General features: G+C 40.0%; 23 protein-coding genes (1 of these 23 only partly in view). All 23 read left to right on the plus strand.

What is annotated here, in order from left to right; genetic code table 11:
- Positions 1–428: 428 nt before the first annotated feature.
- Positions 429–2,912 (plus strand): stage II sporulation protein E, encoded by a 2,484-nt coding sequence (gene spoIIE / locus NAG76_07095; protein ID URN95992.1) that lies wholly within the window; start codon positions 429–431, stop codon positions 2,910–2,912.
- A gap of 758 nt (positions 2,913–3,670) precedes the next feature.
- Positions 3,671–4,399 (plus strand): hypothetical protein, encoded by a 729-nt coding sequence (locus NAG76_07100; protein ID URN95993.1) that lies wholly within the window; start codon positions 3,671–3,673, stop codon positions 4,397–4,399.
- The gene (locus NAG76_07105; GenBank protein ID URN95994.1) at positions 4,383–5,321 is read left to right on the plus strand and encodes a serine/threonine protein kinase; all 939 of its coding nucleotides are present in this window, start codon (positions 4,383–4,385) and stop codon (positions 5,319–5,321) included. The genes NAG76_07100 and NAG76_07105 overlap by 17 nt, the downstream gene beginning before the upstream one ends.
- Before the next feature lie 80 nt (positions 5,322–5,401).
- Complete coding sequence (gene tilS, locus NAG76_07110) at positions 5,402–6,835, plus strand: tRNA lysidine(34) synthetase TilS (protein ID URN95995.1); 1,434 nt, start codon at positions 5,402–5,404, stop codon at positions 6,833–6,835.
- A gap of 62 nt (positions 6,836–6,897) precedes the next feature.
- Positions 6,898–7,434: a hypoxanthine phosphoribosyltransferase gene (gene hpt / locus NAG76_07115; GenBank protein URN95996.1), complete on the plus strand. Its 537-nt coding sequence runs from the start codon at positions 6,898–6,900 to the stop codon at positions 7,432–7,434.
- Between the two features lie 94 nt (positions 7,435–7,528).
- On the plus strand, positions 7,529–9,538 hold the full coding sequence (gene ftsH, locus NAG76_07120; protein URN95997.1) for an ATP-dependent zinc metalloprotease FtsH: 2,010 nt from the start codon (positions 7,529–7,531) through the stop codon (positions 9,536–9,538).
- 338 nt (positions 9,539–9,876) lie between these two features.
- The gene (nadA, locus tag NAG76_07125) at positions 9,877–10,815 is read left to right on the plus strand and encodes a quinolinate synthase NadA (protein URN95998.1); all 939 of its coding nucleotides are present in this window, start codon (positions 9,877–9,879) and stop codon (positions 10,813–10,815) included.
- Between the two features lie 355 nt (positions 10,816–11,170).
- Positions 11,171–12,784, plus strand: a complete 1,614-nt coding sequence (nadB, locus tag NAG76_07130) for an L-aspartate oxidase (GenBank protein URN95999.1) — start codon at positions 11,171–11,173, stop codon at positions 12,782–12,784.
- On the plus strand, positions 12,777–13,661 hold the full coding sequence (gene nadC, locus NAG76_07135) for a carboxylating nicotinate-nucleotide diphosphorylase (GenBank protein URN96000.1): 885 nt from the start codon (positions 12,777–12,779) through the stop codon (positions 13,659–13,661). Before nadB ends, nadC begins: the two co-directional genes overlap by 8 nt.
- Positions 13,658–14,428, plus strand: coding sequence for a type III pantothenate kinase (locus tag NAG76_07140; GenBank protein URN96001.1), 771 nt, complete (start codon positions 13,658–13,660; stop codon positions 14,426–14,428). Before nadC ends, NAG76_07140 begins: the two co-directional genes overlap by 4 nt.
- Positions 14,429–14,430: 2 nt before the next feature.
- Positions 14,431–15,321, plus strand: coding sequence for an Hsp33 family molecular chaperone HslO (gene hslO / locus NAG76_07145; GenBank protein ID URN96002.1), 891 nt, complete (start codon positions 14,431–14,433; stop codon positions 15,319–15,321).
- A 16-nt stretch (positions 15,322–15,337) separates the two neighbouring features.
- Positions 15,338–16,288: a peptidylprolyl isomerase gene (locus NAG76_07150; protein ID URN96003.1), complete on the plus strand. Its 951-nt coding sequence runs from the start codon at positions 15,338–15,340 to the stop codon at positions 16,286–16,288.
- A 116-nt stretch (positions 16,289–16,404) separates the two neighbouring features.
- Complete coding sequence (cysK, locus tag NAG76_07155; GenBank protein ID URN96004.1) at positions 16,405–17,343, plus strand: cysteine synthase A; 939 nt, start codon at positions 16,405–16,407, stop codon at positions 17,341–17,343.
- Between the two features lie 191 nt (positions 17,344–17,534).
- On the plus strand, positions 17,535–19,133 hold the full coding sequence (locus NAG76_07160; GenBank protein ID URN96005.1) for an anthranilate synthase component I family protein: 1,599 nt from the start codon (positions 17,535–17,537) through the stop codon (positions 19,131–19,133).
- Positions 19,134–19,592: 459 nt separating this feature from the next.
- Positions 19,593–20,168 carry an aminodeoxychorismate/anthranilate synthase component II gene (gene pabA / locus NAG76_07165; protein URN96006.1) on the plus strand — a complete coding sequence of 192 codons (576 nt, stop codon included), beginning with the start codon at positions 19,593–19,595 and terminating at the stop codon, positions 20,166–20,168.
- Between the two features lie 28 nt (positions 20,169–20,196).
- Positions 20,197–21,069: an aminodeoxychorismate lyase gene (pabC, locus tag NAG76_07170; protein ID URN96007.1), complete on the plus strand. Its 873-nt coding sequence runs from the start codon at positions 20,197–20,199 to the stop codon at positions 21,067–21,069.
- A gap of 28 nt (positions 21,070–21,097) precedes the next feature.
- Positions 21,098–21,955 carry a dihydropteroate synthase gene (gene folP / locus NAG76_07175; protein URN96788.1) on the plus strand — a complete coding sequence of 286 codons (858 nt, stop codon included), beginning with the start codon at positions 21,098–21,100 and terminating at the stop codon, positions 21,953–21,955.
- Between the two features lie 5 nt (positions 21,956–21,960).
- Positions 21,961–22,332 carry a dihydroneopterin aldolase gene (folB, locus tag NAG76_07180; protein URN96008.1) on the plus strand — a complete coding sequence of 124 codons (372 nt, stop codon included), beginning with the start codon at positions 21,961–21,963 and terminating at the stop codon, positions 22,330–22,332.
- Positions 22,325–22,849 (plus strand): 2-amino-4-hydroxy-6-hydroxymethyldihydropteridine diphosphokinase, encoded by a 525-nt coding sequence (folK, locus tag NAG76_07185; GenBank protein ID URN96009.1) that lies wholly within the window; start codon positions 22,325–22,327, stop codon positions 22,847–22,849. The genes folB and folK overlap by 8 nt, the downstream gene beginning before the upstream one ends.
- A complete protein-coding gene (locus NAG76_07190) occupies positions 22,819–23,031 on the plus strand; it encodes a helix-turn-helix transcriptional regulator (protein ID URN96010.1) in 213 nt (70 codons plus the stop codon). Before folK ends, NAG76_07190 begins: the two co-directional genes overlap by 31 nt.
- Positions 23,032–23,039: 8 nt before the next feature.
- Positions 23,040–24,035: a tRNA dihydrouridine synthase DusB gene (gene dusB, locus NAG76_07195; GenBank protein URN96011.1), complete on the plus strand. Its 996-nt coding sequence runs from the start codon at positions 23,040–23,042 to the stop codon at positions 24,033–24,035.
- A 377-nt stretch (positions 24,036–24,412) separates the two neighbouring features.
- Complete coding sequence (gene greA, locus NAG76_07200; protein URN96012.1) at positions 24,413–24,889, plus strand: transcription elongation factor GreA; 477 nt, start codon at positions 24,413–24,415, stop codon at positions 24,887–24,889.
- A gap of 69 nt (positions 24,890–24,958) precedes the next feature.
- Positions 24,959–25,081, plus strand: the 5' end (the start) of a protein-coding gene (lysS, locus tag NAG76_07205; GenBank protein URN96013.1) for a lysine--tRNA ligase. It continues 1,395 nt past the right edge of the window; 123 of the gene's 1,518 nt are visible here — the first part of the coding sequence; its start codon is at positions 24,959–24,961; its stop codon lies beyond the right edge, outside the window.

The raw sequence follows: 25,081 nt of genomic DNA on the forward strand, positions 1-25,081 counted from the left end.
TAACGTAGCTTATTCAGCAGCAAATGCTTTGAACCTCTATTTGAAGTTTCGAGCGTTTTTTTTTTGCTTGTGTACTCGTAGCTTACACATTGCTGAGTTTTGTTTCATTGTTTGTGCTTGTCGTATTAACGAATAGAACATAAACTTTTAGTCAACATTCTTCATCTGAAACGGTAACTCTAGTTGATTCGTCAAATATTGTTTTACATAGGCGACATGAAGTGGAATGTTTATTAATGTAATCAGGTAAATGTATGTGGCATGAAAGTACTGCTATCATTGAATTTAATCTACTTCCGACAAGTGACGCAAGGTTCGTTAGTTTTGTCGGAAAAAACTTTTGATCAGCTTCCTTCAAATGACAAAATATATTGAGGCAACCATCTATAATGAGGAACACATTAACAATCGGATGGTGGTGCAACGGTATGAAGAAGAGCAATGAAATGTTCGTAGGGTTGAATGCAGGACAAGCTCGTATAGGTGAAAGATTGAAGCAAGTGAAGTGGATACAAGCTAGTTATGATGCAGTATCCATCAGAAAGTGGAATATTTTACTAATAGGGATCGCGTTTTTATTAGGCAGAGCAGTCATCCTAGATTCACTGATGTCATTTGCAGTAGCTTATTTTGCTGTCATCTATTTCATTCGTAAAGATTTAGCATTTATGACAGGCATTACGACCGTAGTAGGCAGTTTATTTGCTCTTACACCAGCGCCATTGTGGATTGCATTAGAAATTCTCGTAGTCTATTTGTTATTTCGCGGGTTGCAAGCTTATGAGCGAGTTGCTATTTCCAAGGTACCGCTTGTTGTTTTCATTGGTGTATTGTTAGTGCAACTATTCCATACATTTATCGGAAATGCTTTAGATTGGTACAATTTGACGATGGTGTTAGTAGAAGCAGGACTGGCATTTATTCTAACACTTGTGTTCATTCATGCTATACCCGTTATTACCTTCTCACGTAAAACGGTAAAGTTGAAGCATGAGGAGATTATATGTGTCATGATCCTATTAGCTTGTGTTATGACCGGCACAGTTGGTTGGGTTGTGCAAGGAATTTCAATTGAGCATGTGTTGTCTCGTTATATGCTACTGATCTTCGCAATCGTTGGCGGTGCACCTCTTGGGGCAACGGTAGGTGTAATAGCGGGTTTAATTATTAGTCTAGCTAATTTTAGCGCAGTATTACAAATAGGAGTGCTTGCATTCGCAGGCGTTCTCGCTGGTTTATTACGAGAAGGTGGAAAGTTAGGATCAGCATTCGGTCTATTACTAGGTACATCGATTTTGACCGTATATGTCGGCGGACAAGGGGAAATATTCACATCTGTATGGGAATCTTCATTTGCGACTATTTTACTACTGTTAACACCGAAAGGGATCACGAATGCGATATCACGATACATACCTGGTTCACTAGAAAATAATAAATCTCATTATGAGTATGCGAAACATATTCGTAATGAAACGGCAGCTCGGGTATTTCATTTTTCTGATATGTTTAAGCAATTATCGAATAGCTTCTATCCTAATTACAGTAATGGACAAGCTGCGAGTCAAGAAGCGAAAGTCGTTCAATTTATAGATGCTGTATCAATGGAAAGTTGCACCAACTGTCATAGACAAAAATCATGTTGGGGGGACAAGGTATTTCAAACAAAAAAGATGATGAATGAAATGATGACAAGTTTAGAAGCAAGACAAGGTGGATTACAAAAAGATGTACCTCGTGCATGGCAAACGCATTGCAATCGCACAGATGTCGTGCTTACTGCTATGAAGCATCAGTATGAACTACATAATCTTAATTATAAGTGGCAAAGGCAGATTCATGAATTGAAAGGATTAGTTGGTGACCAGTTATTAGGAGTCTCACAAGTGATGGAGGATTTATCCCATGAAATTAAACGAGAGGGCCAAACGCTGCACGTTCAAGAGGAACAAATCAAAGAGGCATTAGAAGGACTAGGTCTATCTATTCAAAGTATTGATATTATTAGCTTGGAACTCGGAAATGTAGAGATTGAAGTACAGCATAGCTTCGATGGGGGTTTCGAGGAATGTAGAAAAATTATTGCACCATTACTTAGTGATATATTAGGTGAAAATATTACAGTTCGTAGTGAATCATCACTATCACAACATAATGAGTTAAAGCGCGCAATGTTTGCATCAGCAAAGCAATATGAAGTGGAGATCGGAGTAGCAGGTGTAGCCAAAGGAGGAGATCTATTATCGGGTGATAGCTTTAGCATCGTAGAGTTAGATAGCGGGAAATTTGCGGTGGCAATTAGCGATGGTATGGGTAACGGTGAGCGGGCAAGACAGGAAAGTAGTGCGGCATTATCTATTCTTCAACAACTATTACAATCAGGTATGAACGAACAGTTAGCTGTTAAATCCGTGAATACGATTCTGTTATTACGTTCCCCTGAAGAGATCTATGCAACGGTTGACCTAGCCATTATCGATCTATATTCAGCCAATACGACTTTTCTGAAAATCGGTTCTACTCCAAGTTTTATTAAACGTGGTCATGAAGTTATTCCGATATGTGCGAATAACTTACCAGTCGGTATTATTCAAGATATAGATGTAGACTTTATTCATATGCCGTTACTACCAGGAGATGTACTCATTATGATGAGCGATGGTATTTATGATGCACCAGGTTATGCAGTCAATAAAGATTTGTGGATGAAGCGCGTCATAAGTGAATTAAAAAGTAACGATCCTCAGGAAATAGCAGATTCGCTACTAGAGACAGTCGTAAGATTCCATGATGGAGCAATTGTTGATGATATGACGGTTCTTGTAACAAGAGTCGATCGATATGTCCCTGAGTGGGCGACGTTCAAGTGGCCGGGGGTGGCGAAGATAGAAAGAGCGCAAGTAGTAAGCTAGAGATAGAGGTAGTTCAAAACATCCACTCGTGATCACGATGAGAATGCTAACGTAGCTTAATCGGCAGCGAATATGCCCTCCATCAAAAGCCTGTGTGTGCTCGTGTACCAATAACGTACACTGTGCTACTCGTTTTTGCTAGAGTGCATCTTCTTGGTGCTGACAAGCGAATGTTTTGAACCTTCATTGTAAGAGGTAATTCAAAAAGTGGACTTTGATAACGATGATTGACTGTGTAGCTTATTCGACATCGAATATGAAACGAATTTGGGAAGTACGGTTCGCGTGTACCAACTACGTACACTTGCGCTTCCGCCTTCCTCAAGTAGCGTCTCATCTTCTCGGTTCTGAAAGCCCACTTTTTGAATCTTCATTGTAATAGCGAGTTCACAACATCCTCTCGTGATCACGAGTGGTGTGCTGACGTAGCTTATTCGATGTCGAGTACACTACGAGGCGAAAATAATCTAGAGGGTTTATAAGTTTTTTGAGAGATGTTGCCTAGCGACAATCTCTCAAAAAACTTTTTTAATGTCTTATAAGCGAAATTCACTAAAATTGGCAATCTAGTGAACGATTGAAGTATAATTGAGAGATCGTACAAATAAGTAGTTTGCTAGGGTTAACTTCCTCTCATTTCGGCAAAGATAGAGCTATATAGTCCTGTCTTGAATACAAAGACTAGGCTTCTGATGTACTTTTCTAATAGTAGAGAAGCATATCTTTAGCGTTGACGAAAAGTTTGAGGAGGTATAAAGATGAAACAAATTTTACTTATTACAGATGGGTGTTCTAATGTTGGTATGAGTCCTGTTGTCGCTGCTGCGCACGCAAAATCGGAAGGGATTTCGGTTAATGTTATAGGTGTCGTAGATCAAGGTGAATTAGGCGAATACGGATCAGCTGAAATTCATGAAATTGCTAGAGCAGGCGGAGGATTAAGTAGACTTGTTCAGACGAAAGAACTTGCTCAGACCGTACAGATGATGACACGCAAAACGGTTGTGCAAACGATTCAAATGGCTGTTCAAAAGGAACTGCAACATGTACTTGGTAATCATTCGATTGAAGCATTATCTCCTGAGAAGCGTAGTGAGGTTGTACGCGTGATGGATGAACTTACTGAGACAACTGAATTGCAAGTCGCACTTCTGATTGATGCGAGCGCAAGTATGCGTCCTAAGCTAGCATCTGTAGAGGAAGCTATTTATGATCTCATGTTGAGCTTACAAGCTAGAGAAGGAAAAAGTGAAATTGCAGTTTTTCATTTCCCTGGGGCAAAACATCAAGAAGATTGTGTTAATGATTTGAATTGGACGACGCATCTTAAAGGCATGCAATCGATTTTCCCGAAATTACATATGAGCGGAACGACACCAACGGGTCCAGCGATTATGAGTGTCGTGGAATTTTATACGAAGCAAAAAGCGAAGTCTACACATGACCTGACAGAAATGGATGGGATAATGGGTGACAACGCTATCTAAATTGTCCCTGAAAAAGGGAAGTGTTCTTGTTGGTAAGTGGAAAGGTCAGCAATATCGTGTAGAAAGTTTGCTTGGAGAAGGCGCTAATGGTAAAGTATTTTTAGTCTCTAAAGATTGGAATTGGTATGCATTGAAGATTGGGGCCAATGCTATCGATCTACAATCTGAGATAAATGCACTTAAAGCGTTAGCGGAACGTAATTTATCACAAAATGATAATTACTTGAAAGATGTCGATGACTGCATTATGCCCGATGGCAAAGAGTATTCTTTCTACACGATGCGTTATGTAAAGGGACAAGATATGCCCACTTATATCGAGCGAAACGGGCAAGAGTGGTTTCCGTTATTAGCATTGAATTTGTTACGTCGTCTTGGTCAACTTCATCAAGCTGGGTGGATTTTCGGTGATTTGAAAGTAGAAAATATTATTATTGCTGAGTACGGTCATGTTGAGTTAATCGATTACGGCGGTGCAACGAAAAACGGCAAAAGCGTGAAACAATTTACCGAAATGTATGATCGTGGCTATTGGAATAGCGGAACTCGCTGTGCTGACCCAGCTTACGATTTATTTTCATTTGCGACACTATGTGTCCAATTATTTGCTCCTCGTAAATTAGCTCAAGCAACGAATGATTTGATACCGCAAAACCGATCGATTGAACAATTAATGAGTATTGTCAAAACTATTCCGCAACTGGCGCACTATAAAGGCTGGTTGCTGAAGGCGTTTCATGGACATTTTCGAGATGGGGAAGAGGCTGCTGAAGCTTGGAGAATGTTAGCACATCGACGAAAAATAATGGTGAAGTCGAATAAGACGCCGCGTTGGCTGAAAGTCTTAATTACAGTATCGTTTTTATCATTATGTACGGTGGCATCCATAGCATTGTTGGATCTCGGTGGATTATTGAAATAGGTAGACTTGTCACTAGAACGAGCCTTCTCGCTACTTGTAAATCATAATTATTGAACATAGATTAGAGAGAGGTGCAAGTCATGGAACTGGTAGAAGAAGTTTGGAATGTAGCGAAGACAGAGCAATTATGGGAGCCGGGTAGTACAATTGTTGTAGCTGTTTCTGGTGGACCCGATTCGATGGCATTGCTACATATCCTTCATAGTATTGCATCGCGTGACTCACTCCAGTTGGTCGTTGCTCATGTCAATCATGGGTTTCGACCGGAGGAGTCTGCTGCAGAATATCAATTAGTTAGACAGGTTGCCGAGCAATTAGCACTTATTTGTGAATATACAGAACTAGACATGCCGCTTTATTTAGAGCAAAACACGATTAATAGTCAAGCCGCATCTCGCCAAAGAAGATATGCTTTTCTCTATGAAGTATGTGAACGTCATAATGCGAAGTATATTGCGCTTGCTCACCACGGTGATGATCAAGCTGAAACTGTGCTCATGCATATTTTAAGAGGAACCGGAATTACAGGGCTAAGTGGTATGGCAATAAAACGTCCTGAAAAAAACGTGGAACTCATTCGCCCTCTACTTCGTATGAGAAAGGATAACTTGATTCTCTATTGTCAGGAGGAACATATTTCATATCTGAATGACAGTAGTAATGAGAAGAGGGATTACTTCCGCAATGAAGTTCGACTAGATGTTATTCCTTACTTACAATCTTTCAACCCAAAACTTACACAATCGTTAGCACGACTTGCTGATGTAGCGGGAATGGAAGATGATTGGATGCAACAACAAGCCAATCAAATGTTTGTAGATCATGTGAAACATCAGGGCCAAAGCATAATAATTAATTGCAAAGCACTATTAGACGCTCACGTTGCTTTACAAAGAAGATTGATTAAACTAATATTAAGTTATCTTTCTCAAGAAGCAACTAGCATATCGTTCGAGGGCATTGAACGAATACGATGGGCTGCAGGGGATGCAGCAACATCCACGTATCGTATCGATGTTGGTGAAGGGATCGTATGCGTTCGCGAATACGATATATTGCGTTTTGTACATATTAATGATTATTCGCTTTCCCAGTCGACGAAAGTTGAGCCACTCATCATTGAAAAACAACAGCTACCTTGCGTGGTGCAATATGGTAATTGGTTTATCTCATGTAAGCTTTATGAAGGCGATGCACAACTTCGAAACCCAGCTTCTAGATATGAAGCGGTATTTGATTATGAAGCGATTTCATTCCCTCTGACTATTCGTTCACGAGAAATAGGTGACAGAATGAATGTTATAGGGTTAAATGGATCGAAAAAAGTGCAAGATATGTTCGTGGATGCCAAAATCGCTGTTTCTGAGCGCGATACATATCCGATCTTGCAACAACATTCTGGTCAAATCATCTGGCTTCCTGGTGTGCGAAGGTCTAGTTATGGCTTGGTAAATGAGAAGACAAAGGCTTATATTGTTATTACATGCGACAGAGGCAATCATCTTTTGGCTTGATCGATGAATAGGAATGAACTTGATTTAGAAACATAACATAGTTAAGTGTAGGAGGATTTCAGTTGTTAAACGACATTCAAGAAGTGCTATATAGTGAGGAACAAATTTCACAAAAGGTGAAAGAGCTTGGCGTGCAATTAACGAAAGATTTCGAAGGCCGCAATCCACTCGTTATTTGTATCTTAAAGGGTGCATTTATTTTCATGTCTGATCTTGTAAAAGAGATCAAAACACCACTAGAAATCGATTTTATGGCTGTTTCAAGTTATGGCCAATCTACAATGTCATCTGGCGTTGTAAAAATTATAAAAGATCTAGATGTTACAGTTGAAGGTCGTGACGTAATCATTGTAGAAGATATTATTGATAGTGGTCTTACATTAAGCTATTTGATCGATGTATTAGAGCGTCGCAGCGCAGCATCAGTTACAGTTGCAACGTTGTTTGACAAACCTGCTCGACGTACAGTAGATCTTCAGCCCCATTATAAGGGATATACATTACCAGACGAGTTCGTTGTCGGTTATGGCTTAGACTATGCTGAAAAGTATCGTAATTTGCCATTCATAGGTATCCTTAAGCCAGAAGTTTATTCTTAGGACTGGCCATGCATGTCATCTCTAAACAACAATACGTTGTTATCGAAAGACATGCTATGTTAAAATAATTGAAGCGTCTGAGAGGAGGTAGGGGATGAAACGGTTCATGCGTAATACAAGTTATTATTTAATTATTTTTTTGGTTACGATAGGGATCTATAATTACATTAGTAATTCAGGTGATACTTCCAAACCTTTAAGATACGATGAGCTAATTACAGCGATCGAATCAGGGAATGTGGCAGAATTAGTCTTGAAGTTCGAAGATCAATCCTACTTAGTAACAGGTAAGTATAGTCAGGTGCCAGCGGATGGCAGTAGTCAAAGCTTTACATCTCGTGCCGCAACTAGTTCTGTACCGCAACTTGAAGAACTTCGTCAAGAATACGGATTCACCTTAGAACATGAGAAGATGAAGACAGCAGGTTTCTGGTCTAACTTCTTAGTTACATTGATTCCGTTCATTTTAATTTTTGTATTGTTCTTCTTCTTAATGAATCAAGCTCAAGGTGGCGGCGGCAAAGTTATGAACTTTGGTAAGAGCCGTGCTAAGCTTTATAACGAAGAAAAGAAAAAAGTTACTTTCCAAGACGTTGCAGGTGCTGATGAAGAGAAGCAAGAACTTGTCGAAGTTGTTGACTTCTTGAAGGATCCACGTAAGTTTAACTTGGTAGGTGCTCGTATTCCGAAAGGGGTACTTCTAGTAGGTCCTCCTGGTACAGGTAAAACTTTACTTGCACGAGCAGTTGCTGGAGAAGCTGGCGTACCGTTCTTTAGTATTTCAGGTTCTGATTTCGTGGAAATGTTCGTCGGTGTTGGTGCATCCCGTGTTCGTGACTTGTTCGAGAACGCGAAGAAAAATGCACCATGTATTATCTTTATCGATGAGATTGATGCAGTAGGTCGTCAACGTGGAGCTGGTCTTGGCGGTGGTCATGATGAGCGTGAACAAACATTGAACCAAATGCTAGTTGAAATGGATGGTTTCGGTGCTAATGAAGGTATTATTATTATCGCTGCAACGAACCGTGCTGATATCTTGGATCCAGCGTTACTTCGTCCGGGTCGTTTTGACCGTCAAATTACGGTAGATCGTCCTGACGTTAAAGGTCGCGAAGAAGTATTGAAAGTACATGCGCGTAATAAGCCGCTTACTAGTGAAGTACAGCTAGACATCATTGCTAAGCGTACAACTGGATTCAGCGGTGCTGATCTTGAAAACCTTCTGAATGAAGCTGCATTACTTGCCGCTCGTCGTAACAAGAAGGAAATAAATATGGTTGATATCGATGACGCGATTGATCGTGTTATCGTAGGTACAGAGAAGAAGAGTCGTGTTATTAGTGATCGTGAGAAGCGCATTGTTGCTTACCATGAAGCAGGACATACGATTGCTGGTTACTATTTAGAGCATGCAGATCAGGTTCACAAAGTTACAATCATTCCGCGTGGTCGCGCTGGTGGATATGTCATCATGCTTCCAAAAGAAGATCGTATGCTTGTGACGAAGAATGAATTACTAGATCGTGTATGTGGTCTTTTAGCGGGTCGTGTTGCCGAGGAAATCTTTATTGGTGAAATCGGTACAGGTGCATACAGTGACTTTAAACAAGCTACAGGAATTGTTCGTAGCATGATTATGGAATACGGTATGAGCGATAAGCTAGGTCCAATGCAATTCGGTAGTTCACAACAAGGTTCAGTATTTTTAGGGCGTGACATTGGTCACGAACAAAATTACTCCGATGCAATTGCATATGAGATTGACCAAGAAATGCAAGCGATTATTAACGAGTGTTATAACCGTACTAGAGACCTTCTTAACGAGAAGAGCAAAGAGATGCATATTATTGCAACGACATTGCTTGATGTTGAGACGTTGGAAATCGAGCAAATTAAGTCTTTGCTTGAAACAGGTAACTTACCTGCTCCGTTCTCTGGTGGTGCTTCAACTGAGCCGACTGTGGAATCTAAAGCAACACCAATCATTGATGAGATCGGTGATGTGAAAGTTCGCATTCAACCACGTGAAGATGAGGAGTCTACTACTGATAAGGATCCAATTCAGGATACTCCAGTAGATGACAGTAACAAAAAAGATTAATAAGCGTAAATAGATAAGACTGTTCTCTTCAACTGTAATTTTGCTGAAGAGAACAGTCTTTTGTTATATCCAGTAAGTACTTATAGTGATCCAGAAATCAAACTTACATAACGAAGTGCCCTTCCAGTATTTAAATGTTAAAGAATGATGAACATTTGCTCGTTATTCCATTGACATGGAGGGTTAACAGATGTAAATTAAATCTTGAATCATTTATTATAAATCACTTTTGTAAAATGAATAGGAAGCGACTTGTGAAGTAAGTGCAAGAATTCACAAAGTCGTTATAACATTGTAAATAATAGCAAGGCCAATGTGCATAGAGGAGAGGATCTAGAGTGGAAACATTAGCGCTAGAGCGCAAACAAGAACAGAACCGTCAATTGCGTGAACGTCTTATGGAGCTTAAGAAAGAACGAAATGCCATTATATTAGCACATTACTATCAAAGAGATGAAATTCAAGAGGTTGCCGATTTCCGTGGAGACTCTTTCTTGTTAGCACAAAAAGCTGCTCAAACTGACGCTGAGGTTATTGTTTTTTGTGGTGTTCACTTTATGGGCGAGAGCGCAAAAATTCTTGCACCTAATAAAACAGTAATTATCCCAGATGAGCGAGCTGGTTGTCCGATGGCAGATATGGTTAATGTGGAAGGTCTTCGCAAGTTAAAGGCACAACATCCTAACGCTACAGTTGTCACATATATTAACTCATCAGCTGAGATAAAAGCTGAAACGGACATTTGTTGTACTTCAGCTAATGCATTGAATGTTGTTAATTCTGTCGAAGGTGACGAAGTAATCTGGGTTCCAGATAAAAACCTAGGTCATTATGTACAACAGAACACAGACAAGAAGATGATTATCTGGGAAGGTTATTGCAATACGCATGATATGTTAACCGTCAAAGATGTAGAAGAAATGAAAGCTAAATATCCTAATGCACAATTTGTTGTCCATCCTGAATGTCGTCCGGAAGTTGTAGAACTTGGAGACTTTGTAGGAAGTACAACTGCGATTATAAAATATTGTAAAGAATCACCTTGCCAAGAATTTATTGTGGGCACTGAAGATGGCACAGGATATCAACTACGTTTAGATAGTCCTAATAAGTCATTCCACTTTGCCTCTAAATACTTAGTATGCCCTAACATGAAGGTTAATAATTTGAAAAAGCTTGTTAAATGTTTAGAAACAATGCAACCTCAAATTTATGTACCACCTCATGTTGCTGATCAGGCACGACTATCGTTGGAGCGCATGTTATTAGTGAAGTAAGAGGTAGTTCAAAAAGCGGACTTTGATAACGATGGGGATGCTTACGTAGCTTATTCGACATCGAATATGTCCCCCATCGAAAATCTAGCATAAGCTTCCGAGGCATGTTTCTTTCAGAAACAGTTTAGATGCTCAGGTACACATGGTGTACGCTGCGCTACTCGTTTTTCGCTGTAGGCCATCTTGTGGGCTTTTAAAAGCCCGCTATTTGAACATCGATTTATAGAGGTAGTTTAAATAGCGGGCTTTGTTAATGAAGATTATGTTCACGTAGCTTAGTCGGTATCGAATATGCCTCCCCATCGAAAACACGCCGGTCGACCGGGCACTTATAGGAAGTTTGGAGGGTACTACAGTGATTCCAAGATACTTAGTTGATATTGATATTCAGAGCTTGCCAGTGGTGGATACTGATGTCATCGTAATCGGAGCAGGTATAGCCGGTTTATTTACTGCGCTTCGTTCTAGTAAGCATCAATCGGTTGTAATGATTACAAAAAAATCTTTGTTAGATAGCAATACTCGTTATGCGCAAGGTGGTATTGCTGCAGTGATATCTGCAGACGACTCACCTGAATATCATTTGCAAGACACAATAATGGCAGGTGCAGGTCTGTGTGATCGTACGGCTGTAGATATACTTGCTCATGAAGGACCAGAGGGTGTAGAAAATTTAATTAAGTTAGGTACACAATTCGACGTAGAAAATGGAGAGTACGCTCTTACACAAGAGGGGGCTCATAGTCAGCGTCGTATTTTGCATGCCAATGGAGATGCTACAGGATTTGAAATTGTGCGAGCTCTTTCTGAGAAGGCAATTGCTAACTCTAATATAGATGTATGGGATAATCACTTCGTTATTGATCTTGTTACAGAACAAGGTATTTGTTATGGCGTAATTGTTCAGAAGAGTAACGGAGAACGTCTATTTTTGCGCGGTAAGGCTACTATACTGTGCTCTGGTGGCTCAGGCCAACTGTATCGATATACAACGAACCCTGAAGTTGCTACAGCAGATGGTGTTGCCATGGCATATCGTGCTGGTGCTAATGTGCGTGATATGGAATTTATTCAATTCCATCCAACTTCATTATGTTATCCGGGCGCACCACGCTTCTTAATTTCAGAAGCGGTTCGCGGTGAAGGGGCATATTTACGTAATATTAAAGGCGAACGATTTATGGACAAATATCATGAACAATTAGAACTTGCTCCGCGAGATGTTGTTGCTCGTGCCATTGTAAGTGAAATGGAAGAGAGTAAATCTACGTTTGTATATATTGATATTACGCATGAGACGGAAGAGAAAATTAAGCATCGTTTCCCAACGATCTATAAATATTGTTTGGACTATGGTTTAGATTTAACAACAGATTGGATCCCTGTTGCTCCAGCTATGCATTATATGATGGGTGGAGTCGAGACCGACATGAATGGAGAAACTAATATTTCTCGATTGTTTGCTTGTGGTGAAGTTTCATCAACAGGTGTACACGGGGCTAACAGATTAGCAAGTAATTCATTGTCAGAAGCGATCGTATTTGGCAAGCGAATTGTGGACCGTATAGCACTATTATCTCCGCTTACGACTGTACCTAATATTAACTTTGAAGGTGATCGTAATATCCATGCCATACAACCTGTTGTGGAGCGTCGTTTGAAGTTACAAAAGGTTATGGTGCGGTATGCTGGTTTGAAACGTAACCGTGAAGGATTAGAAAAAGGTTTAGAGGAATTAATGCGACAAGTGACCATCTTCAATACTGAACTTACTGAGCGTGAAGAGTTCGAATTTGCAAATATGTTAACTAGTGCGTTACTTGTTACAGAGTCAGCGCTCATCCGAGAAGAAAGTCGTGGTGGTCATTATCGTGATGATTTCCCAAATCGTGATGATGAAAATTGGATTAAGCATACCGTGTTGAATCGTGAAACTGGTCAAGCTGAGGAGTGGATAACGAATGTTTGAATGGACAAATGGCGGTTACGATCATGAGTTAAAGCAATTGATTCGTAGCTGGTTGGCAGAGGATATAGGTAGCGGAGATATTACAACAGAGACAACTATTCCCGCAAACTCAATGTCTACAGCAGTTATTCATATGAAGGAAGATGGCATTATTGCAGGTATTCCCATCGCTCGTCTTGTATTTGAAGTAGTAGATGAATCGTTAACATTCAAGGCACTCGTACAAGATGGTGATCGTGTATGTAAAGGAACAGTTATTATCGAAGTAGAAGGTAGTACTAGAAGTCTACTTACTGGGGAAAGACTTGCATTGAATTTGATGCAAAGACTTTCAGGTATCGCAACAAAAACGAATAGTTTCGTCCAAGCGTTGCAAGGACTACCTACTAGACTAGTTGATACTCGTAAAACAACACCTGGACATCGCAATCTTGAGAAATATGCGGTACGTGTTGGTGGTGGTCATAATCATCGCTTCGGACTATATGATGCGGTTATGATTAAAGATAATCATATTAAAGGAGCTGGTAGTATTACAGCTGCCGTTACATCCGCACGTAAACAAATCCCTCATACGATGAAAATTGAAGTTGAGACAGAATCAATGGAACAAATTCAAGAAGCAATCAATAGTGGTGCTGATATTATTATGCTCGACAACATGTCATCTTCAGCGATGAAAGAAGCTGTCGTGTATATTAAGGAGCAATCTCCACATGTTATAGTTGAGGCTTCAGGTAATATCACACTTGAGACGATATATGATAAGGCATCATCAGGTGTTGATGTTATATCCGTTGGCGGTCTAACGTATTCTTTTCAAGCATTAGACATTAGTCTAGACTTGAATGAGAAGAAGGGTGGAACTATAGCGTGATTCTAGTTATAGATGTTGGCAACACGAACATCGTGCTTGGTATATACAAAGGAAAACAGTTATTACATCATTGGCGTATTAGTACCAATCGTTCTGGAACAGTAGATGAGTATGGAATTACGATTCATAACTTGTTCCAATATGCGGGTATAAGTTTAGAGCAAATTGAAGGTGTTGCGGTATCATCTGTTGTACCGCCACTAATGGGATTGTTGGAGCAATTATGTGCGAAGTATATGAAGAAAACTCCGCTAATTATTGGGCCTGGTATTAAGACTGGATTAAATATTCGATATGAAAATCCTCGTGAAGTGGGAGCAGATCGAATTGTAAATTCAGTGGCAGCTATCGAAAAATATGGAGCACCATTAATTGTTGTTGATTTTGGGACAGCAACGACTTTTGATTATATCGATGAAGAAGCAAATTATCTTGGCGGAGCAATTGTGCCAGGTATTGGAATTTCTACAGAAGCATTGTACCAACGTGCTGCCAAATTACCGCGCATCGAACTTACGAAACCAAAAAGCGTCGTAGGTCGCAATTCAGTAACCTCGATGCAAGCGGGTATTATCTTTGGATATGTTGGGCAAGTAGATGGTATTGTTAATCGGATAAAGAAAGAATTTAATGTAACACCTAAAGTAATTGCAACAGGTGGTTTAGCAGAATTAATTTTTGCTGAGTCTGAAACGATTGAAGTCGTGGATCCTATGCTAACGCTTGAAGGGTTACGATTAATCTATGAACGGAATCAGGAGGGATAGTTATGACAGAACAAGAGAAAGACATTCTCGTTCGTGGTACTGCATGGGGCGGTAAGTTGCGTGTATTTGCGACACGTATCACTAACATCGTTCGGGAAATGCAAACACGTCATCAAACATTCCCAACCGCATCAGCAGCATTAGGAAGAACAAGTGCTGTTGCTGCGATGATGGGTGCAATGTTGAAAGGTGAAGAACGTCTTACTATTCAAGTAAAAGGTGACGGTCCTATCGGACAAATTGTTGTTGATGCTAATGCTCATGGCGAGATTAGAGGTTATGTTGATTACCCGCAAGCACATCATGCAAGCAACGAGCTTGGCAAATTGGATGTAGCAGGTGCGGTAGGTACAACAGGATTTATCTATGTAACAAAAGATCTAGGTTTGAAAGAACCTTACCGTGGTAGCGTGCCTATTATTTCAGGAGAACTAGGTGAAGATTTCACGTATTATTTTGCAGCATCAGAACAAACGCCTTCAGCTGTATCTGTTGGTGTGTTGGTAGATGCAGATAATTCAGTCATTCATGCTGGTGGTATGATCGTTCAAGTGTTGCCTGGACTAGCGGATGCGGATTTGACGAGATTAGAAAATGCGATTGCTACAATGCCTTCTGTGACGACATTGCTTGATCAAGGGGAAACGCCCGAAGGTATTATTCGCTCGTTAGTAGGCGATGACTTCGTTATCCATGACTCAATGGATTTACATTTCCAATGTAAATGTTCTGAAGAGCGCGTAAGTGCTACATTATTAAGTGTCGGTGCAGTCGAACTACAAAGTATGATTGATGATACTGGAGAGGCAGAGCTTGTATGTCATTTCTGTAATGAAAAGTATCATTTTAACAAAGAGAAGCTAATGGAACTTAGAGATGAAGCAAGATCTTAAGTTAGGATAGTAGGATATGAAAAAATATGATGTTTTGAAAATTGTAATTATCCTTCAAGCAGTAGGGATGTTTGCTCTAGCTAGCTTTGCTATATGGCAGTTATGGCCTAATTTACAATCTAGATCAGCTGAACTTGAAGGTTCAACGGTAGAAGATGATAGAAATAATGTTAATGATGAGATAATCGCAGTCATTGCAGACAAGAATATAACAAAGCAGCAACTTATCGATGAATTGATGGAGCTTTACGGAGATCAAACGTTGCAGCAACTACTTCTGCATTTAACGATTGAACTTGCAGCACATGATAAAGCGATTACGCTGAATGATCGTGAATTAGATGAGGCAATAACTGAAGCGTCGAGCGGATATGAGAGTAAAGAGCAATATTTTCAGATGATGAAAGAACAGCTAGGACTTTCACAGAAACGCGTCATAGAAGATATTCGAGATCACGAATTATTAGTTAAAATCGCAATATCTGATATTGAGGTTAGCGATGAAGAAATTGCTTCTTATATAGAAAGTCACCCAGAGCAATTTCAACAAAAACAGCAGTTCCGTTTAAGCTGGATTGTTAGTGAAAATGATAGTGATGCTAATGAAGTGATGAATAAGCTCACGCAAGGGGCTAATTTCGCAGAAATGGCATCGCAATACTCTATAGATATATACTCTGCTGAAATGGGTGGAGACATAGGTGAGATTGCATATAATGATCCTTTTTACGATAAAAATATGTTGGCAGAAGCTTCGAACATGCAAGTAGGAGATATAGTTGGTCCAATTAGTACAGAAGATGGTTACGCCATATTGTACTTAGCAGGGAGAAATATATCTGAACAGCTAACGGAAGAACAACGACAACAAAAAGCTAAAGTTGAAGTTGCCTTACAAAAGGTAGGATCTTTGATGGATGTACAACAGCAATTAATGAATGAGTATGCAATCGCAATTAAAAAATAATACTTGTTGATTTATTTCCATTATTTGATAAAATCCTATTGACAAGATAAGGTCTTCATTGATAAGATAATAACCAAAGCCAACTAATCTAGTCGGAATAAGGAGGATTCATTGTTATGGCAAGAATTGTACAGAGCGTAACTGATCTTATCGGAGATACACCACTGGTACGTTTGAATCGATTGGTACCTGAAGGTAGTGCAGAAATATATGTAAAGCTTGAGTATCAAAACCCAGGTGCAAGTGTTAAAGACCGTATTGCAATTAGTATGATCGAAGTTGCGGAAGCACAAGGTCTTATTAAGCCAGGTGATACAATCGTTGAACCTACAAGCGGTAATACTGGTATTGGTCTAGCGCTTGTTGCAGCTGCAAAAGGCTACAACGCTATTCTTGTAATGCCTGAAACAATGAGTATTGAGCGTCGTAACCTTCTTCGTGCTTATGGTGCCAATCTTGTGCTAACACCTGGTTCTGAAGGTATGAATGGTGCAGTTCGTAAAGCAGAAGAACTTGCTGCTGAAAACCCAACATACTTTATTCCACAACAATTTAAAAACCAAGCAAACGTGAAAGTTCATCGTGAAACAACTGGACCTGAGATTGTTGAAGCAATTAACTCTCTTGATGGCAAGTTAGATGCTTTCGTTGCTGGTATCGGTACTGGTGGTACAATTTCTGGTACAGGTGAAGTGCTTAAAGCTGCATTCCCTGGAATCAAGATTGTAGCAGTTGAACCAGCTGCATCTCCAATTCTTTCAGGTGGTACTCCTGGTCCTCACAAAATTCAAGGTATTGGTGCTAACTTTGTACCAGAAATCTTGAATCGTGAGATCTACGATCAAGTTATTACAATTGAGAACGAGGATGCATTTGATTATGCTCGTCGTGCTGCGAAAGAAGAAGGTATCCTATGTGGTATTTCTTCAGGTGCTGCAATTTCTGCTGCATTGCAAGTTGCTAAAGAACTTGGCGCTGGCAAACGTGTAATAGCAATCATCCCAAGTAATGGTGAGCGTTACCTAAGTACTCCACTTTTTAACTTTGACAATTAATAGTATGAAATAAGTAAGTAGAGGAGCTACCTTGCGTTTTGACGCTTGGCTAGTCCTCTACTTTTTTGTATATATAACGAAAGTGTCAGTTCAACTGGAAGGGAGAATAGCGAATCATCAGTCAAAATACTTTATTTTTCGGGTAGGTTTTTGTATACTAGGCGAAAGTAGTTAGAACGGAGGAAGTCAGCATGCTAACCTCATGGGAAACATGGCTACAATGGCATGAAGAACAGCAGTATACTATATTACCTTATATAAAGCGTGTCGAGCTAGATTGGATAGAGCAAAACTATGTAGCTTCTTGGAGTGAAGTGTGGAAAGATGCTTCCCCACATGCCTTTGTATTAGAAAGTGGTAAAGTAGGTCGCTATACGTATCTTGGTATTTCGCCAGAGAGTTTAATATATGGAACAGATGAAGTCGCACGAACTATTTCCTATCATAATTATGATGAACAGTCACAGAACTGGGAAGAAATTCACGGTAAGCCATTAGAAACAGTGCGTGAATGGATGCAACCATTCAAAAGTCCGCGTGTAGAAAACGGTCCAAAGTTTAGCGGTGGATGTGTAGGGTTTTGGGGTTACGATGTCATTCGTAGCATCGAGAAATTACCTCGACTAGCGGAGCGCGATTTACAAGTTCCCGATTATTTTTTTATGCGGATGAATGAAGTGTGGATACTAGATCATCAGGAGCGTTGTGTTTTCTGTGTTGTGCATCGACCAATTACGAGTGATATGAGTCAGTTGGACTTGCTTCGTACTTATGAAGCAGCCGTAGGACATGCCGAAGGAATGGCGGATTATTGGCTAACGTGGTTTGAAGGTGAACAACAGCGAGCACAAGATCATGTAGAGCGTGAGCGGAAGCTTGCTCATATTCAGCAGCAAAGTTTGCATATTGATGTGGAGAGTATTGAAGGAATCTCTTCTCCTTTTGCCAAATCAGATTTCATGGAGGCGGTAGTGAAAATTCAAGATTACATCTCACAAGGCGATGTATTTCAAGTGAATTTGTCACAGCGTCAAAGTAAAGCAGTGAAATCCACAGGTGCAGAATTATATGAATGGTTGAGATTATTCAATCCGTCACCATATATGGGTTATATAGCAACACCTCAATTTCAAATTGTATCTGCATCTCCTGAACTTCTAGTAGAACAATATGATGGCAAATTAGCAACACGCCCAATTGCAGGGACGCGTCGTAGAGGTCGTACAGAGGAAGAAGAAGCATTATTCGTGCAAGAGCTACTGAACAATGAGAAGGAAAAGGCAGAGCATATTATGCTCGTCGATCTAGAAAGAAATGATCTAGGTAGAGTTTCTACTTATGGTACAGTAAAGGTAGAAGAATTAATGGTTATCGAGCGCTATTCTCATGTGATGCATTTGGTATCACAGATCGAAGGGAAATTAGCCAGTGGTAAAGATTGTTTTGACGTTATTGCGGCAACATTCCCAGGAGGTACAATAACAGGCGCTCCGAAAATCCGTACGATGGAAATTATCGAAGAGCTTGAGCCGGTTAAGCGTGGGCCATATACAGGTTCAATGGGCTGGATTGATTATAATGGGGACATGGAGTTCAATATTATCATTCGGACAATGGTCATGGAACAAGATCAGGTACATATTCAAGCGGGTGCAGGTATTGTGATTGATTCTAATCCTGAGCGTGAATATTATGAGTCGTTGAGTAAGGCGAAGGCTCTATGGAAAGCAATCCAATACGCCGAATCTTTCCCTCTTTTCCGACGTGATCACGATGATATAGCTACGTAGTTGATTCGGCTTCGAATATGCCATTCATCGCTCGCTCCAGTGCTCATGTACCAATAACGTACATTCCGCGCTTCGCTTCACTAGCTTCATGTCATCTTCTCGGTGCTGACGCCGGAAAAACGCTCACGAAGCAGGGCATCTCGCTTTGCTACGCTGATTGAAGAGCGTGTGGGTAGAGCTTCGAAGGATTGAATGTGACTCTTCCTCGAATATGGGCGTTGCCCATGAGTTCGATGGTGCAGCTTGGAGAGCATGAAGGTAGAGCTTCGAAGGATTGATGGTATTCCGTCCTCGAATATAGGCGTTGCCCATGAGTTCGATGGTGCTACTTGGAGAGCATGAAGGTAGAGCTTTGAGGGATTGAAGGTAACTCGCCCTCGAATATGGGCGTTGCCCATGAGTTCGATGGAGATAGAGATATATTTTATTTTGTCATTATAAATTGTAGGAGGGATTACTATGATACTGGTTATCGATAATTATGATTCATTTACTTACAACTTGGTGCAATATTTGGGTGATTTAGGTCAGGAGATTATTGTTAAGCGTAATGACGAGATTGATATGGCGGGAATCGAAGCATTAGCTCCGGATCACATTATGATTTCTCCTGGTCCTTGCTCTCCGAATGAAGCGGGAATTAGCTTAGAAGTAATTGAACATTTCAAAGGTGTCATTCCTATTATTGGCGTATGTCTTGGTCATCAATCGATTGGTCAAGCTTTCGGTGGTGAGGTTGTTCGTGCAGAGCAATTGATGCACGGTAAAACTTCGCAAATTCTACATGATGGCAAAGGTTTGTTTGATGGACTACCTTCACCATTTACGGCGACAAGATATCATTCTTTAATTGTACGTCGGGAGTCATTACCTGATTGTCTGGAGATTACTGCCCAGACGGAAGCTGGAGAAATTATGGGCTTGCGTCACAAAGAGTATCCGATTGAAGGTTTACAGTTCCACCCTGAATCTATTATCACCGAGCATGGATTACGCATGTTGAGCAATTTCTTGAAACTCACTGTAGCGAAGTAGTGACATGGATAGATGCGGAGATTAGATAATGAAAATATATTTAAACGGAAAAATGATGAATGCGGAAGAAGCTATGGTCTCAGTGTATGACCATGGCTTTTTATACGGTCTTGGATTGTTCGAGACTTTTCGTACATATGGTGGACAGAGTTTCTTGTTAGAGCGTCATATGAAGCGTCTTGAGACTGCTAGTCAGTATCTTGGTATTAAGTTATCTATAACGTTAGAACAATTGCAGTGGATAGTACAATCGCTGCTAGAAGCTAATGAATTAGAAGATGGTTATGTAAGAGTTACGGTAAGCGCAGGTGCAGGTGAACTTGGGCTACCTACGCAAGATTATAATGAGCCGACTGTAGTTGTAATGGTTAAGCCAATTAGTAATCCAACGTTTGAGCAATGGAGCAAGGGGAAAGCTTTACAATTATTGCAGACCGTTCGCAATACGCCTGAAGGTCCATATCGCTTCAAATCACTTCATTATATGAATAACATTATTGCTAAGCGTGAATTGCTTGCATTAGGTGAAGCAACAATTGTTGGAGCAGAAGGTTTGATGTTGTCGAATAAAGGTTATATTGCAGAAGGTATTGTTAGTAATTTGTTTTTCGTCAAAGACGAAATTATGTATACTCCCCATTTGGATACGGGCATTTTACCAGGTATAACTCGAGAATTCGTAATAGAATTGGCAAGACAGCATGGACTTACTGTTGTCGAAGGATTCTATACATTTGAAGAACTATGGGAAGCTACAGAAATTTGGATGACCAATTCTATTCAAGAGCTTATTCCCATTACGACTTTACTAGATGCAGAAGGTCAGCGTAGATCTGTAAGTAAAGGAACTGCGGGTAATTACTGTAAGAAACTTTCTGCGGCCTATCGTGCTACGATATAATGAATAATTGCGAGGTGAAGACATCGTGGTGCAACCAAAATTTTGGACAAGAAATTATCAACTAAGAGGACAAGTTCCTTTGCAATTAGGACAGCGTACTCTCGTGATGGGCATATTAAATGTTACACCTGATTCGTTCTCTGATGGTGGTAAATATAATTCTGTGGAGCGGGCTCTAGAACATGTAGATCAACTTATTATTGATGGTGTCGACATTATTGATATCGGTGGTGAATCTACAAGACCTGGTTTTGTTCCAGTGTCCATAGAAGAGGAAATAAAGAGAGTTGTACCTGTTATTGAAGCAATCAGGCAGAAGTATCCTTCCATTCCGTTGTCTATTGATACGTATAAAGCAGCGACTGCGAAAGCGGCGTTAGAAGCTGGTGCGCATATTATTAATGATATTTGGTGCTTGAAATACGATTCGCAAATGGCTCATGTAGTAGCAGAATATCGTTGTCCTGTTATATTGAATCATAATCGTACTGATGCGAATAATGAGTATGGCATAGAGGAAGTTATAACTGATCTACTTGATAGTGTAAAGATTGCACAGAGTGCAGGTGTAGCACGTGATCAGATTTGGTTAGATCCAGGAATAGGTTTTGCGAAAACATACGAGCAGAATTTGGATATCCATGCTAGACTAGACCAATTAAATGTACTTGGTTATCCTGTTCTACTAGGTACATCACGCAAAAAATTTATTCGCGAAGCATTAAATAAGGCTGTAGATGAAATCGATGAAGGCACAATTGCTTCAAATGTGCTGGGAATTACGCAAGGCTGTCAAATTGTTCGCGTGCATGATGTACCGGCTATGAAAAAAGCTGCCCTTATGGCAGATGCACTACTATATCGATTACCACAATACAAGGAGTAACAGTTATGGACAAAATGCAATTAAAGGGTATGCGTTTCTATGGTTATCATGGTGTGTTTGCGGAAGAGAATCGTTTGGGTCAACAATTCATTGTCGATCTTGAACTTATAATGGATATGCAACAAGCTGCGCTTACTGATGAATTACAGTATGCACTTGATTATTCGGAGTTACATGGATTTGTGAAGGGGATCGTGGAAGGCCCACCTTTCAAATTAATTGAAGTATTAACGTCACAAGTTGCTTCCCAAGTGTTAGAGCATTATACTAATGTGCATGAAGTTACTGTACGTGTTACGAAGCCACATCCACCATTCAAAGTACATTTTGATGGTGTAACAATTGAAATGAACAGGAAGCGAGCTTCTTATGAATAATTCAGTAACGGCTAAAACTGCATATATTGCAATGGGTTCTAATATGGGAGATCGAGAGCAATGGTTACGCCAAGCGATCGACTCACTTGGTCGACACAACTCAATCCAAATAACTAAAATATCTAGCATATATGAGACTGACCCCGTTGGATATACGGAGCAACCGTCTTTTCTTAATATGGTTATTGAAGTTCGTTCGACGCTAACTGCTCCTGATTTATTGTTAGAGCAATTATCTATCGAACAACAACTGGGTAGAGTAAGAGAAGTGCAATGGGGTCCTCGTACTATTGATTTAGATTTGTTATTGTATGATAATGTTTCATTGGAGACAGAATTATTGGTATTGCCACATCCTAGAATGATGGAGCGGGCATTTGTGCTAGTTCCACTCCATGACGTGTTATCTGAGGGGCATCTCTTATACAATGAAGTTAAAGATATCGCCGTAGAAGCACTGCAATTGAGAAAGGAAGGCATTACACTATGGAAAACGATCAACTGGCTCAACGAGTAAGAGCGTTTCGTAAATTAAAAGGTTTTACACAAATCGAACTTGCTGAAGAACTGGGTGTATCTGTTGCAGTTCTAGGTTCACTAGAACGTGGAACTAGAAGAAATGACCCCAAGTTATTGAAGCTAATAGCCAATACATTAGATATTAGTTATGAAGAACTAATTACTATTCGGGAGGGATAAGGGGTTACATGCTGAAAATCGGAGACATCCAGATGAAAAACCAGGTGGTACTTGCACCGATGGCAGGCGTGTGTAATCCTGCATTTCGTCTTATTGCCAAAGAGTTTGGTGCAGGTCTTGTATGCGCCGAAATGGTAAGTGATAAGGCAATCCTACATGGTAATAAAAGAACATTAGAAATGTTATATGTTGATGAACGTGAAAAACCATTGAGCTTACAAATCGTTGGTGGAGATCGTGAGTCACTAGTTGAAGCGGCCAAAGTCGTGGATAAGCAAACAAATGCTGATATTATCGATATTAATATGGGCTGCCCTGTACCTAAAGTAACAAAATGCGATGCAGGCGCTCGTTGGTTACTTGATTCGAATAAAATTTATGAAATGGTTTCTGCTGTTGTTGATGCTGTAGATAAGCCTGTTACAGTTAAGATGCGTATCGGCTGGGATAGCGAGCATATCTTTGCAGTTGAAAATGCAAAAGCAGTTGAACGTGCTGGAGGTAGTGCAGTAAGTGTTCACGGTCGTACTAGAGAGCAACAATACACCGGCAAAGCAAACTGGGATATGATTAAACAAGTAAAAGAATCAGTATCTATACCTGTTATCGGTAATGGTGATGTGTTTGAGCCTGAAGATGCACGTAGATTACTTGATCACACAGGTTGTGATGGCGTTATGATAGGTCGAGGAGCATTAGGTAATCCTTGGATGCTATATCGTACGATTCAATATTTGACGACCGGCCAACTAGCAAGTGACCCAACACCACGTGAGAAGTTAGAAGTCGCGGTGCTTCATATGGACCGTCTGATTGCTCTGCGTAATGAGTCTGTTGCCGTACGTGAAATGCGTAAACATATGGCTTGGTATATGAAAGGCTTGCCAGGTGCGGCCCGTGTGAAAGATAGGATCATGGAAGAAACGAACCGTGATCGTCTAGTGGAAGTGCTACAAGAATATGTTTATTCTTTAGATGAGATGAAACTGACTACACAAGCATAGTAGTCATCGCAGAGAGGGTTAATGAGTAGCGTTATTCGCTAATATTGTATGAATCGACAAAAACCTACAAGAATTTTAGAGGAAATGCATACCAAATAAAACGATTTCATACATCTCATTGACATATCATTCATCTATGCAATATAATCTTGCAATATAAATCCTAGTTGTTAGGATATTTAAAAGTTTGCTTATCATTCCGAAGACAATTAGAGCCATTCATTTGACTTTGAATATAATAATCAAACTTTTTACGTTTTGAATGTACACAGAAAAATGTAACTGCGAGCATGATCAAACTAATTTGTAATATATTAAATAATCGGTGAATTCATACTACGTATGAAAATAGGTCACATGACAGGGGACTAGGAAAGATGAATGACAAGGAAACAATTCTGACTCAAGACGGTTTGAAGAAATATGAAGAAGAATTAGAAACCCTAAAGTCTGTCAAGCGTCGTGAAGTAGCTGAACGAATTAAAGTTGCTATCGGCTATGGAGACATTAGTGAAAACTCCGAGTACGAAGATGCAAAAAATGAGCAGGCTTTTATCGAAGGTAGAATTATTACTTTAGAGAAAATGTTGCGTAATGCGAGAATTATTAACAACGACGAAGTTGATGTTGATGTAGTCAGCGTTGGATGTAAAGTTGTCGTAGAAGATCTTGAATTCGGAGACCAGACAGAATATTCTATCGTTGGAACAGCTGAGGCTGATCCGTTTGAGAATAAGATTTCCAATGAAAGCCCACTTGGTAAAGCGATGCTTGGTAAAGATAAAGGAACAATCGTTGAAGTAAACGTTCCAGCCGGCAATATTCAATATAAAATTGTAGATATTAAAAAATAAGGTATACTTAGTTCATTAGAAAGCTTCCCTTAGGAAGCTTTTTGAGCGTTTACCGCTAGATTCGAGGAGATGAATACATTGGAAACAGAAAATAATGTCCAAGAGTTAAGTGAATTATTACAAATTCGTCGAGACAAATTAGATTCATTGAGAGAACTTGGAGTAGATCCTTTTGGTAGCAAATTCGAGCGC

This window comes from Candidatus Pristimantibacillus lignocellulolyticus (assembly GCA_023639215.1).
In the GTDB taxonomy this organism is placed as follows: domain Bacteria; phylum Bacillota; class Bacilli; order Paenibacillales; family Paenibacillaceae; genus Pristimantibacillus; species Pristimantibacillus lignocellulolyticus.

Bases quoted from the DNA above. Each gene is read 5' to 3' on its own strand.
- spoIIE (URN95992.1), top strand. From the start codon at position 429: ATGAAGAAGAGCAATGAAATGTTCGTAGGGTTGAATGCAGGACAAGCT.
- NAG76_07100 (URN95993.1), top strand. From the start codon at position 3,671: ATGAAACAAATTTTACTTATTACAGATGGGTGTTCTAATGTTGGTATG.
- tilS (URN95995.1), top strand. From the start codon at position 5,402: ATGGAACTGGTAGAAGAAGTTTGGAATGTAGCGAAGACAGAGCAATTA.
- ftsH (URN95997.1), top strand. From the start codon at position 7,529: ATGAAACGGTTCATGCGTAATACAAGTTATTATTTAATTATTTTTTTG.
- nadC (URN96000.1), top strand. From the start codon at position 12,777: ATGTTTGAATGGACAAATGGCGGTTACGATCATGAGTTAAAGCAATTG.
- hslO (URN96002.1), top strand. From the start codon at position 14,431: ATGACAGAACAAGAGAAAGACATTCTCGTTCGTGGTACTGCATGGGGC.
- NAG76_07150 (URN96003.1), top strand. From the start codon at position 15,338: ATGAAAAAATATGATGTTTTGAAAATTGTAATTATCCTTCAAGCAGTA.
- cysK (URN96004.1), top strand. From the start codon at position 16,405: ATGGCAAGAATTGTACAGAGCGTAACTGATCTTATCGGAGATACACCA.
- NAG76_07160 (URN96005.1), top strand. From the start codon at position 17,535: ATGCTAACCTCATGGGAAACATGGCTACAATGGCATGAAGAACAGCAG.
- pabA (URN96006.1), top strand. From the start codon at position 19,593: ATGATACTGGTTATCGATAATTATGATTCATTTACTTACAACTTGGTG.
- pabC (URN96007.1), top strand. From the start codon at position 20,197: ATGAAAATATATTTAAACGGAAAAATGATGAATGCGGAAGAAGCTATG.
- folB (URN96008.1), top strand. From the start codon at position 21,961: ATGGACAAAATGCAATTAAAGGGTATGCGTTTCTATGGTTATCATGGT.
- folK (URN96009.1), top strand. From the start codon at position 22,325: ATGAATAATTCAGTAACGGCTAAAACTGCATATATTGCAATGGGTTCT.
- NAG76_07190 (URN96010.1), top strand. From the start codon at position 22,819: ATGGAAAACGATCAACTGGCTCAACGAGTAAGAGCGTTTCGTAAATTA.
- dusB (URN96011.1), top strand. From the start codon at position 23,040: ATGCTGAAAATCGGAGACATCCAGATGAAAAACCAGGTGGTACTTGCA.
- greA (URN96012.1), top strand. From the start codon at position 24,413: ATGAATGACAAGGAAACAATTCTGACTCAAGACGGTTTGAAGAAATAT.